The following is a 16,181-nucleotide window of genomic DNA, read 5'->3' on the forward strand; positions in this document are numbered from 1 at the left end:
GGATTAGCTCCCTTTTTTCCGGTTTTTAAAGATCAACTGGCGCAGACCTTCCAACGATCGAATGGCCAGAAGAATCCCGAACATTGGCAGCATACAGGCGATGATGCTGGTCGGGATCTGCAGGATCGGTGTAACCGTTTCCATGTCAATCTCGATGATGATAAAGTTATAGCCCGCCATCATAAACGTTATGCTGGCAGCCAGTCGCAACAGGTTCAGGAATAGATCCAGAACGAAGCGTGACCCTGGAAATGCCATATAGATGGCATCCACTTTGAGCTCCGTGTCATTACCAATGGATGCACTTGCGCCAAGAAAGGTCATCAGCATAAAAAGGTAGGTGGTCAACTCATCCGGCCAGGTTAAAGGCCGATGGAAAACATAGCGGGTCGTGATACTGATCGTCAGCGCCACCAGGCAGATGGAGAAGCTGACCAGGATTCCCCAACGTTCCAACCGATCGATAACGGCGATTATGGCCTTCATTTAAACGCTCCTTGTAAGGCTTGTAAGGCTGAGCCGTCCCCGCCAAAAAATGGATACGGGGACGGCTTTGTTTGTCGGTACGTTTAGCCTTTATCAGTTCAAGGATGCGGTAAGCGCCTTGATTTTATCCAACCACTCCTTGCCGATATCACCTTCGAATTGATCCCAGACTTTCATCTGTTTTTCCTTGAATTTGGCCATTTCCTCAGGGGCCAATCGGGTCACGGTCATGCCCTTTTCCTTGAGCACCGCATCGCCTTCGATGGTCAGTCGTTTCATTTTTTCTCGCGCTTTGTCGATGTTTTCAGCGATGATGCCAGCCAGCGGGTCACGGGTGTCCGCATCCAGTTTTTCCCACCATTTTTTGTTGACCACAAAGAAGAACAGGCCCATCATATGATCCGTATGCACAAAGTACTTGCAGACGTCGGTCAGGCGCATACGGGCAACGTTGACGGTCTGGTCCGTGCCGTCGACCACACCCTGTTTGAGGCCCGGAAACACATCGGCCCATGCCATGGGCAGGGGATTCATGCCCAGCGCTTTCCAGAAGGCCAGGGGATAGCGGGCCTGGGTGGTCCGCATTTTCAGGGGTCTTAATTCTTCCAGTGTTGCGAACGGCTTGGTGCTGGCGATGCCGTACTGACCGAAAAAGCACATGTCGAGGACCAGCAGACCCTTTTTCTCAAGGCAGGTGAACAGTTCGTTGCGCAATTCGTCATTGGCCAAAAGGGCCTCCCATTTTTCATAGGAGTCCATGCAATAGGCCAGGGTGCCGATGCCGAACTTGTCATTGAGCTCCGGGGCGTAGTTGCCGGTCAGATAAGCGCCCTGGAGCGCGCCCATGCGAACTTTCTTGATGATTTCGATGGCGCTGCCCACCTGTCCGGAATGAAAGAACTTGGCCTTGACCTTGTCGCTGATCTTCTCGTTGACATCTTTTTCAATCCAAACGCCCGACTCAGGTCCCGGTTCGATGGGATTGATGAAGTGAGCGAACTTGAAGTCCACAGGGCCCGCATGGACCGTAGCCACACCCAGACAAAACGCTACAACAGACACAGCAACCAGCAATTTGTACCTCATGTGAACAACTCCTTTCGTGATGGTCCGGTGGCACCATGTGACGACACCCGGCCCGGTTGGGGAATTAAAGATTGAATATTAATCAGGTCCTGTATGCTCAGGCGTTATTTCCTCCATTTCCAGACATCTGAATTTCGTTCATAATTTAAGTAAAAAAATACAAACTTGTACCGACCTTACTCCAACTGCCTGTTCATCGGAGCGGAAGCGCTCCACCGAAAACAGCTCCGAATGGAGTTGCTATGGCATCATTGGGAGTTGTCCGTAATAGATCGTTTTTGTTCGTTCAGTTATGTATTAACAAAACGCTTGACCATTCTTGAAAATGGACAACCTATTATTAATACAGTATATAATCCATTTGTAAAAATATTGTTAACGAGCTAAAAATAAATTCATTAATAGTAAATGCATTAAAAAAATCGTTTCGTCAAGGTCTATTCAGAGATCTGAACCCGGTATTAAAAAGCGTTCAGCCCGCTGATCAAAAAACAAGCTTGACATGGTCAAACATTATATGGTCTAACATTTACTGTCAACAAAAATGTTGAATGGTATTTAGTTACTCTGATTCATTTAAACTGAAAATGAGGGGTTAGGATGGGGGTATTTACTCCAATTAGGACACCAAGAGCGTCAGAGGAGGTTTTTACCCAAATCAAGTCATCGATCCTGACTGGGAAATTTCAGTCCGGCAGCAAACTTCCATCCGAACGAGAACTCACCACTGCATTCCGGGTCAGTCGTGGCGTCATTCGGGAAGCCTTGCGCATGCTCGAGTTGAGCGGATTTTTAACGATCCGCCAAGGGCACGGCGGCGGGGCCTATGTGACCGGCCTGACCCTCAGTCATGTAGAAAATTCTTTTCTCGACCTGTTTCAAACCAATACCCTTTCCATGGCCGAAGTGGCCCAGGTTCGTCTTTTTGTCGAACCCGAAGTCGCACGACTGGCGGCGCTTAACTTTAACAAATCGCACTTAAAACGACTGGAAGACGCCGAAGCCGCTGAACATCTTCCCTTTCAATCGGAAGGTGAACGCATCGCGCGCCTTACCAAGGTGCACAAGGTGTTGGCCGGCATCTGCGGAAATCAATTTTTCCAAGCCATTGTGCAGTCAATGATGAAGATTACGGCAGAGGTGGTGTTGACTGCCGTAACCGATCTTGAAGTCCTGCATGGACCCGGAGAACACAAGGCGTTGGTCGAGGTTGTCAAGGCTGGTGACGGACCCCGGGCGGCACAGGAAATGGCCACGCATCTGAAGGATTTTGCAAAAAACTTTGTCGAGCTCGAGAAGGTCTACCGGCGGCAGATGACCATTGCTCGTTAGTGAGGCGTTTCTCGACGGTTTGACAATATAAAAGTTGGGGGCTGAGGGTGTTTTAAGCTCAGTTTGAGGGTTTGTATCCTCCACGCGATTGCCGGCGGTTTCCTGCCGATCAGACAAATGGGGTGGATACAAGATACAACGGTGATGAGATTTCATTGAAAGGAGACAGTCAACGGCTATGGCGGAAGAAACATGGAAAAATTATAAGCAAACGAAACACACGAAGCCAATGCCATTGCAAGGTGTTCGTGTTCTGGAGGTGGGAACCCTCATCCTGGGGCCGGTCGGGACCAGCTATGCCGCATCCATGGGGGCTGAGGTCATCAAATGCGAAATTCCTCCCATTGGCGATACCGGCCGCAACATGACCCCGTTTGGCTACTTTTACAAGGGCTACCCACCGGTGTTCATTCACAACAATGTCAATAAGTACTGGGTTGGTCTGGATTTACACAAGCCGGAGGGGCAGGAGATTTTCCTGGAACTGGCCGCCAAGTCTGATATTGTCGAGATCAACCTGAGGCCTGGGGTGATGGAAAAGTGGAACGTGGGCTACCACCACCTCAAGGCGATCAATCCCGGCATCATTTACATATCCAAGACCGGTTTCGGCCAGTGGGGACAGTACGCGACTGAAAACCGTCCCTCCAACGACGGTGCTTCCCAAGGGCTCAGCGGATACTCCTGGGTGTCAAGCTTTCCAGGGCAGCCACCGCTTAAAAGCAGCATCTATCCGTGCGATGACTATGGCGGACTGATGGGTGAACTGGCCGTGCTGGCGGCACTGCATCATCGTAAAAAAACGGGTGAAGGGCAGTTTATCGATCTGTCTCAATCTGAAAATATCATGCGCTTGATGTCCTGGGTTTGGCCCTATCAGCAACTGACCGGCAAGAAGGCCATGCCAGCCGGTAACCGGGATGTCTCCATCTGTCCGGCAGACACGGTGTATACGGCGGATGAAAAGTTTGTGGCCCTGGCTGCACCCGCCCCTGAGGAATTCAAAGGGCTGTGTAAGGCCATGGATCGGCCGGAACTTTCGGACGACGCCAGGTTTGGTGAGCATCTGACCCGCCTGAAAGAAGAGAACGCCATCGATATCCTGGCCATTGTGGCGGATTGGGCCAAAACCAAAACCGCCGCCGAAATCGAAGCGCTGGCCGAAACCCATGGCTTTGCGGCATCGTGCGTGAAAACCAACCAGGATGTCATGGAAGACGCGCACAGTGTGGCGCGTGGTTATATTACCGAGGTTGATGATCCGCTTATCGGAAAGTACAGGGATTATGATTTTCCGGTCAACATGTCGAAAACGCCTCCGCGTATCAAGTGGACGGTCAGACCGGTGGGATTTGATAACGAGTATGTGCTGACCAAGCACTTGAGTAAAAACAAGGACCAGATCAAAGCGCTGTACGATTGCGGCGCCATCGGCATGGGGGGATATACGCGGCCGGCGGCCTCCTGAAGATTGGGATGGGAAAAGCGGGTTGATCATGTATAGAGACGCGGATGAAAAGGAGTAGCCGATGGAAAATGGTCAAAACTGGAATCAATGGATTAGGGAAAATAGTGACCCCAAGGATGCGCATACCAAACTTGAAGCACTGGATGACATCACCGTCTTGGACCTGAGTTCCAAAAGCTATGCCGGCTGCTATTGTTCTTCCATGCTGGCTGAGTTTGGCGCCGAGGTGATCCGCATCGAGCCGCCTGAAGGGGATTTTATCCGAACCTGCACCCCTTATGGAATGTTGCACAAGGGGGAAGGGCTCAATTACCTGACCGAGGGCCGAAACAAATCCCACATTACGCTGAACTTAAGAGAGCCGGAGGGCCGGGAAATCCTCAAGGCCTTGGTGGCTCAGGCAGATATTCTCATTGAAACATTTTTGCCCGGCGTCATGGATGAGTGGGGGATCGGGTATGAACAACTCAAAGAAATCAATCCCCGACTGATCTTCGCATCCATCACCGCCAATGGTCAATTCGGTCCGTTAAGCCGCAGCCGGATGCCGGATTACGACAATATTGCCCAGGCTCGCTCGGGAATCCAGGCCGCCACCGGTGAGGTCATGCCCGACGGGTCCACCGTCGATGATTGCCCCTGGGCCGTGCCCACCAAGGCCGGCCCCTGGATTGGCTGGGCCCAACCGGCAACCTTCATGGCTACCGGTATCCTGGCCGCGCTGCACTGGCGCGAGGTCAGTGGCGAGGGACAGGCCCTGGACGTATCCACCCACGAGGCTTATGCAAAATTTGATGACAACTGTCCGGTCTGGTATCATGGGGCGGGTGCGGTGGCAAAGCAGTTCGGGAGCTTGGACAAAGGCGCCTGGCTCTACTGTTTTTCACCGACCAAGGACGGTGCCGTGTTTTTGGGGGGACTGCGCCTTGAGATGTGGCAGGCCTTTGCCGACATGATGGGCGTGTGGGATGAATGGGGCGCTGCCGATTGGAAGGACCTGACCATATTCACGGAAGAAGAGATGCAGCTCAAGTGGTCGCCGCTGGTTTTCGCGGAAACTCAAAAATATACCAACCAAGAGTTGGTGAATATGTCGATCGAATATGGCAAAAGCGGACGACTCGCGCCGATCGCACCTGTCGTGGCGCCGGTGTGTACCCCTCTTGAAACCATGGAGGACCAAAACTGGCTGGACAGAGGTCTTTTTACTCCGGTTCAGGACCCGGTCTACGGGGAGGTTGTCGTGGCCCAGGCCCAGCACAAGATGACCGAGACCCCCATCCGCACCAAGTGGGTCTGCCGTCCGGTGGGCTATGACAATGCGCACATTTATCTGAAATACTTTGGCTATGGCCCGAGCAGGCTGGATGAGCTGAAAAAGGCCAATCTGGTATAGCGCCCGTTCGTTTTATCATTGAACAGCCAATACCTGAATCGAGCGATTAGCCGTTAGCTGTTAGCGATTAGCAAAACAACTCAATAGAAGTGCTGCATTTTGGCATTTAACCGAACAGGTATTCATCAAATTGCAGATAAACGCTTAACTGTTAAGGGCTAACAGCTTATTGCTAAAAGCTAATCGCTGACCTTGAACAATAATAAAGCCGGGGTGTCGGTGAGTATTGCACCGATGCTCCGGCTTTTTTATTCGATGCTGTTAAAAATCTATTTAATCGTTGCCGTCATCGCCTTGATCTTATCCAACCAGTCCTTGCCGATATCACCTTCGAATTGATCCCAGACTTTCATCTGTTTTTCCTTGAATTTGGCCATTTCCTCGGGGGCCAGTCGGGTTACGGTCATGCCCTTTTCCTTGAGTACCGCATCACCTTCGATGGTCAGCTTTTTACTCGCCTCGCGTGCTTTGTCCATGTTCTCGGCAATGATGGCAGCCAGCGGGTCGCGGGTGTCCGCATCCAGTTTGTCCCACCATTTTTTATTGACCACAAAGAAGAACAGGCCCATCATATGATCGGTATGAACAAAGTACTTGCAGACGTCGGTCAGGCGCATGCGGGCAACGTTGACGGTCTGGTCGGTGCCGTCAACCACGCCCTGCTTGAGGCCCGGAAACACATCGGCCCACGCCATGGGCAGGGGATTCATGCCCAGCGCTTTCCAGAAGGCCAGGGGGTAGCGGGCCTGGGTGGTCCGCATTTTCAGGGGCCTTAATTCTTCCAGGGTGCTGAACGGTTTGGTGCTGGCGATGCCGTACTGACCGAAAAAGCACATGTCGATCACCAGCAGGCCCTTTTTCTCAAGGCAGGAAAACAGCTCATTGCGCAGTTCATCATTGGCCAGCAAGGCTTCCCATTTTTCATAGGAGTCCATGCAATAGGCCAGGGTGCCGATGCCGAACTTGTCATTTAGTTCGGGCGCATAGTTTCCGGTCAGATACGCCCCGTGGAGCGCGCCCATACGAACTTTTTTGATGATTTCGATGGCGCTGCCCACCTGTCCGGAATGAAAGAACTTGGCCTTGACCTTGTCGCTGATCTTCTCGTTGACATCTTTTTCAATCCAAACGCCCGACTCGGGTCCCGGTTCGATGGGATTGATGAAGTGGGCGAACTTGAAGTCCACAGGACCTGCATGGACAGTAGCCACACCCAGACAAAACGCTACAACAGACATGACAACCAGCAATTTGTAGTACTTCATGGGAACAACTCCTTTCGTGATGGTCGGGCGGCGCCTGATGGTGGCATTTGGCCCGGTTGGGAAAATAGAACTTATACCTTGCGATCTTTGTTTTTCCAGTACTCGTCACGGACGACCCGTTTCAGAATTTTGCCTGTCGCGCTTTTGGGCAGGCTATCCATGAACTCGACCGTTTTTGGTTTTTTATAGCTGGCCAGATTCTGCTTGCAAAAGGCGATCAGTTCTTCCTGTGTTGCGGTTTGATCTGGTTTCAGACTGACCACGGCCTTGACCGACTCTCCCCAGTGATCGTCGGGAACCCCGATGACCATGGCTTCCAGCACAGCCGGATGCCGGTAGAGCACTTCCTCAACTTCACGGGGATAGATGTTTTTGCCGCCACTGATGATCATGTCATTTTTACGATCGACAATATAAATGTACCCATCCTCATCCTGCCTGGCATAATCACCGGTATGCAGCCAGCCGCCTTCCATCAATTTCTCGGTCTCCACGGGCAGATCCCAGTAGCCGATGGTCATGGCATCACCCCGAACGGTGAGTTCGCCCACCGCTCCCCGGGAGACTTCGTTATTCAAGTCGTCGACAAGGCGGGCCTCAAAATGCAGGGCCGGGCACCCGCAGGAGGCCAGCCGCTGGATACCGGCGTCACTTTGATTGAGGTGGTCTTCCGGGCGCAGCACCGTTGTCAACGGTCCGGTTTCGGTCTGGCCGAAAAACTGCATGAATCCGCAGGGCAGACGTTTCAGGGCCTGCTTGAGCAGGTTGACCGGCATGGGCGCCGCCGCATAGAGTGCCAGGCGCAGGGCACTTAAATCGTAGCTGTCGATCCCGTCATATTGAAGCAGGGTGTTGATCATGGTGGGCACGAACTGGCAGATGGTGATACGGTGGCGTGACAACAGGTCCAGCACCTCCCGCGGGTCGAAATTGCCTTCCCGGCGAAGGACAATGGTGTTGCCCCGCAGCAGGTGGCAAAAGCGATCCTCGAACGTCACATGATAAAAGGGAAACAAGAGCAATACCCGGTCATCGGGTTTGAGCCCCATTTCAATGGCGCCGGCCAGTGCATTGAGATAGTTATGGCGATGGGTGCGCATGGCGCCTTTGGGTTTGCCGGTGGTACCGGAGGTCAGAAAAATACTCATCAAATCGTCATCGGCAACTGGAACCTGAGGCTCTTTATCGGATTGGCCGTTAAACAGCGTAGCATAGTGACGGTGACCGGATGACGAGGCGGCGCCGATGCAAACCGTATCGATCAATGAGGCGATGTTGCCCTTGATCCGGTCAACGGTGTCGGTAAAGACGGCATCAAAAAACAGAAAGTGCGGACGGATATAGGACAGATCACGGATCAGTTCCTGCTCCCGCAACAGGTTATTGATGGGCACCATGACGGCTCCGATTTTTGTCAGGGCAAGGTAAATTTCATAGAATTCGATGCCGTTATGCGCCAGGACGACGACGCGATGACCGTGCTGGACCTTCATTTCCAGCATGGCGTGGGCCAGTTGATTGACACGCCCGTTCAACTGCCCATAGGTCAGGGCCTTGTCATCCATGATCAAAGCGGTTTTATCGGGTACGCGAGCGGCCGTCATCCGCAACATATCTTTCATGGCCATGGTGTCTCTCCTTCCTGTAAATTCCGTTTGCGCATTATCACTTTTCTGCCTCCTGGACCGTCTTTCGAATGTTGCGTTTGAGAATTTTTCCGGATGGACTTTTGGGTAATTCCTCAACAATATTGTATTGCTTGGGGATTTTGTAAGCGGATAACTGCTTTTTTAGCACCGTTTTGAGCGCATCGATATCGACCGTGTGGCCCATGGCCGGAACAATCATCGCTGTCACGCGCTCGCCCCATTCCTTGTCGGGAAGACCGATCACAGCGCATTCCGAAATTTCAGGAAACGTGTACAGGACCTCTTCGATTTCCCGAGGGTAGACATTCTCTCCACCGGTGATGATCAAATCCTTGATCCGGTCAACAATGAAAAGGTAACCGGAATCGTTAATGAAACCGACATCACCGCTGCGAAACCACTCTCCCCAGAAGGATGCCTGGGTTTCTTCGGGCCGGTTGAGATACCCCTGCATGATGTTGCGACCGCGAATGCAGATTTCTCCTTCATGACCTTGGTCGACCGGGGCTCCCTCGGCATTGCGGATTTGAACCTCGGTGCAGCCCACCGGTGTGCCCACCGATCCCACCTGGTGCCGATAGTAGTGATTGTAGGTCACCATGGAGGCGCTTTCCGTCATGCCGTAAGCCTCGTGAATGTTAAGGCCGGTTTGCTGCTTCCATTTTTGAACCAGCTCGACGGCCATGCTGGCGGCAGCTGAAAAACAGTAGCGCACCGCACCGAGCCGTTGGCGAAGGTCTTTTATGGCCAACAGGCGCACATAAACCGTTGGCACGGCATAAAGCTTGGTAATGCGATCGGCCGCGGTCAGGGTGAGAACTTTTTCCAGATCAAAGCCGGGAATCAGCTCAATGCATCCGCCGCTGAGAAGTGTGGCATTCATGATGTGGATTTGACCAAAAACATGGTTGAACGGCAAAAAACACAGGGCGCGGTCGTTTTCGCTGGAACGTTCGTTGAATACAACATTGTTGATGGCGGTATAAATGTTTTCGTGGCTGAGCATCACGCCTTTGGGAATGCCGGTGGTGCCGCCGGTAAACAGGATTGCCGCCGTATCACTTCGATCCCGGTCGATCGGATTGAATTCTGGCTGACCGTTTTCACACAGACGCTCAAAAGGCATGTCACCTGACGGGCTGATCAGCGTCTCCAGTATGCCGGGACCTCGTAATCGCTCTAATTGACTAACTTTATCGTCGGTTGTAAGGATGCATCGGGGCTGCGCGTCGTTGATCAGATACCCCAGTTCGGCATCGGTCATCAAACCGGGTAGGGTGACGGCGACGGCACCGCATTTGATCGCTCCGTAATAAAAAGCAATCCATTCAAGGGAATTGGGGACATTCAAGGCCACCCGATCGCCTGGGGAAATGCCCGATGCGATCAATGCCGTGGCCACACGGTTGGTTCGCTCCTTTAATTTGCCGTAGGAAATGGTTTGATCGTCAATGCAGATCGCAGGATGTTCGGGAAAGAAATGGGCCGATTGATCGATGATATTGCCAAGGTTCATAACTAAGATGCCTCACAACACAGTGGGTGGTACTGCCGGTTCATAGAAAAATATATAATAATAACATATTTTTAAAACCGATCCGGTATAAGATCAGTCTTGACAATGTCAAACATTATATGGTCATATGTTTGATGTCAATATTAAAAATTGAATAATATTTACTGAATTATGTCCATTACTAAAATATTCACAGCTTTATAATTGTATGTTAGGAGGCGGTATGGTTCTGTTTAAGCCCATTAAAACATCCCGGGCTTCGGAAGATGTGTTTGTCCAGCTCAAGACGTCCATTTTATCGGGAACATTTAAATCCGGCAGTAAATTGCCATCTGAAAGAGAATTAACCGAGATGTTTGAGGTCAGCCGGGGGGTCATTCGGGAGGCTATCCGCATGCTCGAGCTGAGCGGCTTTTTATCCATCCGTCAGGGACATGGCGGTGGTGCCTATGTGACCGATTTGACGCTCAGTCATGTGTCCAATGCGTTTTTGGACTTGTTTCAGACCAACACGCTTTCCATGGCCGAGGTGGCCCAGGTGCGTATGTTCATCGAACCTGAAGTGGCCCGGCTGGCTGCGATCAACTTCACGCCTGCGCATGCGCAGCAGATCGATGAGGCCGAAGCCCGGGAACATGGTACCTATCAGTCGTTGACCGACCAGATCGCATGTCTGACCACGGTGCATAAGGTGCTGGCCAATATTTGCGGCAATCAATTTTTTGAGGCCATCGTCCGGTCGATGCTCAAGATCACCGCCGAGATGGTTCAAAAAGTAGTGCCGGATCCTTATGCCCTGCATGGCCCGGGGGAGCACATACAGCTCATTAAGGCCGTAAAAGCCGGTGACGGCCCAAAGGCTGAGGCAGAAATGCATCGGCATTTAAAGGATTTCATGATCAGCATGGTCAAGCTTGAGAAGGAGTATCGTCAACAAATGAAGGCTCAACCTTAAAGATCCAACAAAGGAGAGAAAATCAATGAGCAATGAGCAAATCACGGCAGTCATTCCATCCCTTCGTCTGCTTTACAGATCCGAGGTCGAAATCGATGCACCGCTTTGTGTGGGGCACCTGGCGGTCGGGGAGCGCCGGATCATCAATATCACTGGGGGGACTTTCACCGGGCCGCGCCTGAATGGGGTCATTTTGCCCGGCGGTGCGGACTGGCAGATCATTCGTCCCGATGGGATTACCGCTGTTGAAGCCCGCTACACCTTGAAAACCGACGATGGTGCGTTAATTTACGTGGACAACCGTGGTTTCCGTCATGGCCCCCCTGATGTGATGGCACGGCTGGCCGCCGGTGAACCGGTGGATCCGAACCTATATTATTTCCGAACCACACCGGTTTTCGAAACTGGAGCAAAAGAGTACCAATGGCTCAACGGCATTGTGGCCGTGGCCGTGGGTGAGCGGCATGCCGATAAGGTCATTATTACGGCTTATGAAGTGACCTAGTGCCCATCCAGAAATGACCAATTTGCCCGATATCGGCGTTGCGCGAAAAATTTAATCCTCGGAATATCAACCATATGCCTGTGGTTAAATTTTTCGGGCGCCTTGATCTCGACCAAATTTGCCTATTTCTGGACGGACACTACCGAATGCCCATCCAGAAATGATCCATTGGTCTGGTGCGGCGGGCGCCACATGCGTTTTTCAATACATTTGAAAGGAAAACCTTGATGAATCTGGACCGTCTTCTAAAACCCGAACGGGTAGCGGTCATTGGTGTATCCACATCCAATGACAACCATCCGGCCAATGTGATTTTTAAAAAACTGCAGTTCCGCTACCCAGTGGATGTCTGCGCCGTCAACAACCGCGGCGGAGAACTCCACGGTGTGCCGGTTTATTCCGGGATTCAATCCATCCCCGGTAGCATCGATCTGGCGATTATTGCCGTGCGCGCCTCTTACAGCCCGCAAATTTTAAAGGATTGTATCGAAAATGGTGTTGGTGGTGCCATCATCGTTTCCGGTGGGTTTGCCGAAACCGGCAATGTGGCGCTTCAGAATCAGGTGGTGAAAATCGCCATGGATGCCGATTTCCCGGTTATCGGGCCGAACTGTCTGGGATATTTCTCTCCCGGCAAGGTCGATACGTTCATTCTGCCCAGTGAGCGCATGGAAACGCCTCGCGCCGGTGGGGTGGCCATCATCAGCCAAAGTGGTGCATTTCTTGTGGATCTTTTGGTCAAGTTCTCCAAGCATGGCATCGGTGTATCTCAGGCGGTGAGCATCGGTAACAAGGCCGTGATTCGCGAAATCGATTTGCTCAATTACCTGAAAGATGATCCGGCCACCAATGTGGTCGTCCTCTACATCGAGGGGTTTGAGAAAAATGAAGGCCGCGCGTTTGCCGAGGCCGCCACATGCATCGGCAAACCCGTGGTGGTGATCAAGTCCGGTAAAAGCGCGGCCGGCAGCCGGGCGGTCAGCAGCCACACCGCCTCCATCGCCGGGGACTACAAGGTCTTTTCCGAGGTCTTTGCCCAGCACGGAATCATTGAAGCGCAAAACGAGTATGAGATTCTTTCTTACTGCAAGGTGCTCAACACTTATCCCAGGAACATTCGCAACAACATCGGCATTATCACCATCAGCGGCGGCCATGGCGTGGCGGCTACGGACATGTGTGCCAGCCGGGGATTTGTCTTGCCGGATATCCCCGAGGAGGTAAGGCAGAAAATCTATCAGCGGCTGAGCCCGTCGGTGCGGGACATCGCCACCATCAGCAATCCGGTGGATCTGACCGCCAGCGCCATTGACGAGGATTTTATCGCCGCTTACGATGAAATGACCAACCTGCCGGATTACGATGCGTTTCTCATGCTGGTGCTGCCTTATTCGACCGGGGTGTCGGTGGACATTGGTGCCAAGGTGAGCAATCCGTCGAAAAAGCGGATTCGTCCCCTGGTGGCCTATATCCCGCATATGGCGAAATACCAGGCGTTTATCGAGGGGTTTGAATTGAACGGCGTGCCGGTGTCCGACTCCATCGAGGGCGCGGTGATGATGCTTGAAGGAATGAGGAGGTACCAGCCATGCTCAGTGCGTTAACGCAAAAACTGTTGTCCGATGCCAAACCCAGGGGATGGGTCTTAGAGCCTGATGCCAAACAGATCATGCGCGAAGCGGGCCTGTCGGTGCCCGAATTCCGGTTTGCCCAAACAAGCGATGCGGCCCTTGACGCCGCCCATGAGCTTGGCTATCCACTGGTGGCCAAGGTCGTGTCGCCGGCTGTGCTGCATAAAACCGAAGTCAAAGGGGTGGCGGTCGGTATCGACAGCGATACGGCTCTGACCGACGTTGTCGCCCGGTTCAGCCAGATCAAAGACTTTGCCGGTGTTCACCTGGAGAAGATGGCCGGCGGCATTGAACTGATCGTGGGCGCCAAGATCGATGACCAGTTCGGGCCGGTGATTCTCATGGGATTGGGCGGAACCGGCGTCGAGATTTACCAGGATGTGGCCATTCGCATGGCACCGCTGGCCCAGGTGGATGTCAAATCCATGATCGACTCACTCAAAGGTCGCAAACTCCTTGAGGGATACCGGGGTGCGGAGGCCGTGAATCGGATGAAATTGACCCAGACGCTTTTGAATTTTTCCAAACTGGTGATGGAAATTCAGGACGACATCGAATCCATTGACCTCAATCCCGTGCTTTGCTCGGCACAGGCGTGCGTGGTCGCCGATGCGCGGATCATTTTAAAACAGGGTTAATGCTTAGCGGTTAGCCTTTAGCGATTCGTTTGTAGGTTGGGTTGAGGAAAGAAACCCAACAAAATTAAGAGGAACGCATGGCCCCCTACCGATTACTCAAGCTGGAATCCCTGGCAACAATGGCGGTCTTTTTATTTTGGTTTTGCCCTACTGCTCTGGCTTCTCCTGACGCAAATGCCGCCGCTCGCGGCCTTTTTGTCGAGACCCGGACGATTACTGGATCAACACGAGAAATAAAATTGTATGATGGCTATCATGCCTTGGTGGTGGGATGCGGAGCCTACCGCGCCGGATGGCCGTTCTTGCCCAATCCGGTGAAGGATGCCCGTGAGGTGGCCGCCATGCTGAAAGGGCTGGGGTGGCACGTGGAAACACTGGAGAACCCGGACAGCCGAATCTTCAGGCGGTCGTTAAATCGTTTGATTACCGGTCCCGGAAAAAAAAAGGAAATCGCCATATTGTTTTGGTATTCCGGCCACGGCCATACCTTGGCCGAGGCGGATGAAACCAAACTGGGCTATCTTGTCCCCGTGGATGCGCCGGACCCGGAAAAGGATCTTCCCGGTTTCATGGACAGCGCCATCAGCATGCGGACCATTGAGACGGTTTCCAAGCAGATCAGCTCTAAACACGTCCTGATGGCATTTGATTCCTGTTTTTCCGGTGCAATTTTTCAAATGGTCAGGGCCAGGCCTTCGTCGTATGTTCAGGAAAAAGTCGCCTACCCGGTGCGACAATTCATTACCGCCGGTACGGAGGATGAGCAGGTTCCGGATCGGTCTATTTTCAAGGATGTATTCATCCAGGCCATTCAAGGCGGTTTTGCGGATTTGAACCAGGACACCTACATCACCGGCGAGGAACTGGGCGGCTATCTTCAAGAGCATGTCGTGAATTATACACGCAAGGCACAACACCCCCAGTTCGGAAAGATAAACAACCCGAAGCTGGACAAGGGCGACTTCGTCTTTCTTCGTGCCGGCTCGGAGGCGATCACCGACCCTTCAACACCTGCACCTGTGCCATCGCAAGCCCAAGGCCGCTTGACGGCAGTCACCAATGTCTCCCACGCCGAGGTGATCGTGGATGGCCGAACGTCGTTGAATTCGATAACGGTGGCACCTGGTCCCCACAGGGTGCCGGTGAATCAAAAAGATTTCAACGCATACCGGAACGGCGTGGTCACCACTCCCGCCGCCGACCAAGTGGGAATCCTGACAAGCAATCAACCATTTCAACAGGGCATGGAACAGGTTTCAGGTTTCCCCAAATCCCGGCTTACCAACAGCCTGGGTATGTATTTCGTGTACATCCAGCCCGGTGCGTTTATGATGGGCCGCCCGACCAGTGACCCGCAAAGAAACAGTGACGAGCGCCAGCACAAGGTAACCCTGACCCAAGGGTACTATCTCCAGACCACGGAGGTGACCCAGGGCCAGTGGAAGCAAGTGGTGGGGAGCAGTCCGTCTTATTTCAAAAATTGCGGCTCCGACTGCCCTGTGGAGAATGTTTCCTGGCACGACGCCCAATTATTCATCCAACGGCTCAACCAAAGGGAAGGCACTGAAACGTACCGTCTGCCCACCGAGGCAGAGTGGGAGTACGCGGCACGTGCAGGAACGCAAACGCCGTTTTCCTTTGGCGACTGTCTGTCCACGGATCAGGCGAATTACAACGGACACTATCCCATACACGGCTGCGGCAAAGGCCAATATCGTGAGCATTTGGTTCCCGTGGGCCGTTTTTCGCCCAATGATTGGGGGTTGCACGACATGCACGGCAATGTCTGTGAATGGTGCCAGGACTGGTACGGGGATTATCCCACCGGTTCGGTAACTGATCCCCAGGGCCCTGAATCCGGCGAGGCCCGGATATACCGGGGCGGCAGCTGGGGCAGCGGGGCTAGGGACTGCCGCTCGGCATTTCGCCAAAGGCTCACACCGGTTGACCGGGGTATATTCCTGGGCCTGCGTCTGGCCAGAACCCGATAGTTGCCTATATGTTCTCAATCTTCAACATCCATCTTCCGGCCCAACCACCGGCCGTGAGGCCATGATCCTGACCAGAAGAGACACCTATCACATCGAAACATTATGAACATTTTGGCGTTGGATACCGTGCCATATTTTAAAACAATTTTGCGCGTCTCTACAAAGCTCAAGTGAAATCTTCTTGGAAGACAACAAGGGCTAATCTTTTTAGGGTTTTGGAGGAGGAGCCCTATCACTTGAGCTTTGTAGAGACGCGCAATTTG

General features: G+C 52.7%; 13 protein-coding genes. 8 read left to right on the top strand and 5 right to left on the bottom strand.

What is annotated here, in order from left to right:
- Positions 1 to 3 precede the first annotated feature (3 nt).
- Entirely contained in the window at positions 4 to 486 is a 483-nt protein-coding gene (locus Dvar_RS14105) for a TRAP transporter small permease (protein ID WP_419662337.1), read from the bottom strand.
- Positions 487 to 579: 93 nt separating this feature from the next.
- A complete protein-coding gene (locus Dvar_RS14110; protein WP_419662338.1) occupies positions 580 to 1,572 on the bottom strand; it encodes a TRAP transporter substrate-binding protein in 993 nt (330 codons plus the stop codon).
- Between the two features lie 600 nt (positions 1,573 to 2,172).
- Between Dvar_RS14110 and Dvar_RS14115 the strand changes: the two genes are divergently transcribed.
- The 3 genes from Dvar_RS14115 to Dvar_RS14125 all read left to right on the top strand — a co-directional run bounded on the left by Dvar_RS14115 (position 2,173) and on the right by Dvar_RS14125 (position 5,768).
- Entirely contained in the window at positions 2,173 to 2,904 is a 732-nt protein-coding gene (locus tag Dvar_RS14115; RefSeq protein WP_419662339.1) for a FadR/GntR family transcriptional regulator, read from the top strand.
- 229 nt (positions 2,905 to 3,133) lie between these two features.
- Positions 3,134 to 4,372 (top strand): CaiB/BaiF CoA transferase family protein, encoded by a 1,239-nt coding sequence (locus Dvar_RS14120; protein WP_419662340.1) that lies wholly within the window; start codon positions 3,134 to 3,136, stop codon positions 4,370 to 4,372.
- 61 nt (positions 4,373 to 4,433) lie between these two features.
- Positions 4,434 to 5,768: a CaiB/BaiF CoA transferase family protein gene (locus Dvar_RS14125; RefSeq protein ID WP_419662341.1), complete on the top strand. Its 1,335-nt coding sequence runs from the start codon at positions 4,434 to 4,436 to the stop codon at positions 5,766 to 5,768.
- Between the two features lie 269 nt (positions 5,769 to 6,037).
- Here Dvar_RS14125 and Dvar_RS14130 read toward each other — a convergent pair whose 3' ends face one another.
- From Dvar_RS14130 to Dvar_RS14140, 3 genes are all read right to left on the bottom strand, one after another.
- Positions 6,038 to 7,033 (bottom strand): TRAP transporter substrate-binding protein, encoded by a 996-nt coding sequence (locus Dvar_RS14130; RefSeq protein ID WP_419662342.1) that lies wholly within the window; start codon positions 7,031 to 7,033, stop codon positions 6,038 to 6,040.
- Positions 7,034 to 7,104: 71 nt separating this feature from the next.
- Positions 7,105 to 8,661, bottom strand: a complete 1,557-nt coding sequence (locus tag Dvar_RS14135; RefSeq protein WP_419662343.1) for a long-chain-fatty-acid--CoA ligase — start codon at positions 8,659 to 8,661, stop codon at positions 7,105 to 7,107.
- 37 nt (positions 8,662 to 8,698) lie between these two features.
- Positions 8,699 to 10,198 (bottom strand): class I adenylate-forming enzyme family protein, encoded by a 1,500-nt coding sequence (locus Dvar_RS14140; protein ID WP_419662344.1) that lies wholly within the window; start codon positions 10,196 to 10,198, stop codon positions 8,699 to 8,701.
- A gap of 223 nt (positions 10,199 to 10,421) precedes the next feature.
- Here Dvar_RS14140 and Dvar_RS14145 point away from each other — a divergent pair, with 223 nt between their 5' ends.
- The 5 genes from Dvar_RS14145 (at position 10,422) to Dvar_RS14165 (ending at position 15,918) form a co-directional block, all read left to right on the top strand.
- Positions 10,422 to 11,153 carry a FadR/GntR family transcriptional regulator gene (locus Dvar_RS14145; RefSeq protein WP_419662345.1) on the top strand — a complete coding sequence of 244 codons (732 nt, stop codon included), beginning with the start codon at positions 10,422 to 10,424 and terminating at the stop codon, positions 11,151 to 11,153.
- 25 nt (positions 11,154 to 11,178) lie between these two features.
- Complete coding sequence (locus Dvar_RS14150; RefSeq protein WP_419662346.1) at positions 11,179 to 11,658, top strand: DUF3237 domain-containing protein; 480 nt, start codon at positions 11,179 to 11,181, stop codon at positions 11,656 to 11,658.
- A gap of 227 nt (positions 11,659 to 11,885) precedes the next feature.
- On the top strand, positions 11,886 to 13,262 hold the full coding sequence (locus Dvar_RS14155; RefSeq protein WP_419662347.1) for a CoA-binding protein: 1,377 nt from the start codon (positions 11,886 to 11,888) through the stop codon (positions 13,260 to 13,262).
- Positions 13,247 to 13,927 (top strand): acetate--CoA ligase family protein, encoded by a 681-nt coding sequence (locus tag Dvar_RS14160; RefSeq protein WP_419662348.1) that lies wholly within the window; start codon positions 13,247 to 13,249, stop codon positions 13,925 to 13,927. Before Dvar_RS14155 ends, Dvar_RS14160 begins: the two co-directional genes overlap by 16 nt.
- Positions 13,928 to 14,004: 77 nt before the next feature.
- Positions 14,005 to 15,918: an SUMF1/EgtB/PvdO family nonheme iron enzyme gene (locus tag Dvar_RS14165; RefSeq protein WP_419662349.1), complete on the top strand. Its 1,914-nt coding sequence runs from the start codon at positions 14,005 to 14,007 to the stop codon at positions 15,916 to 15,918.
- The last annotated feature ends 263 nt before the right edge of the window (positions 15,919 to 16,181 follow it).

The sequence above is a fragment of the Desulfosarcina variabilis str. Montpellier genome (assembly GCF_048565275.1).
GTDB classification, from domain to species: Bacteria; Desulfobacterota; Desulfobacteria; order Desulfobacterales; family Desulfosarcinaceae; genus Desulfosarcina; species Desulfosarcina variabilis.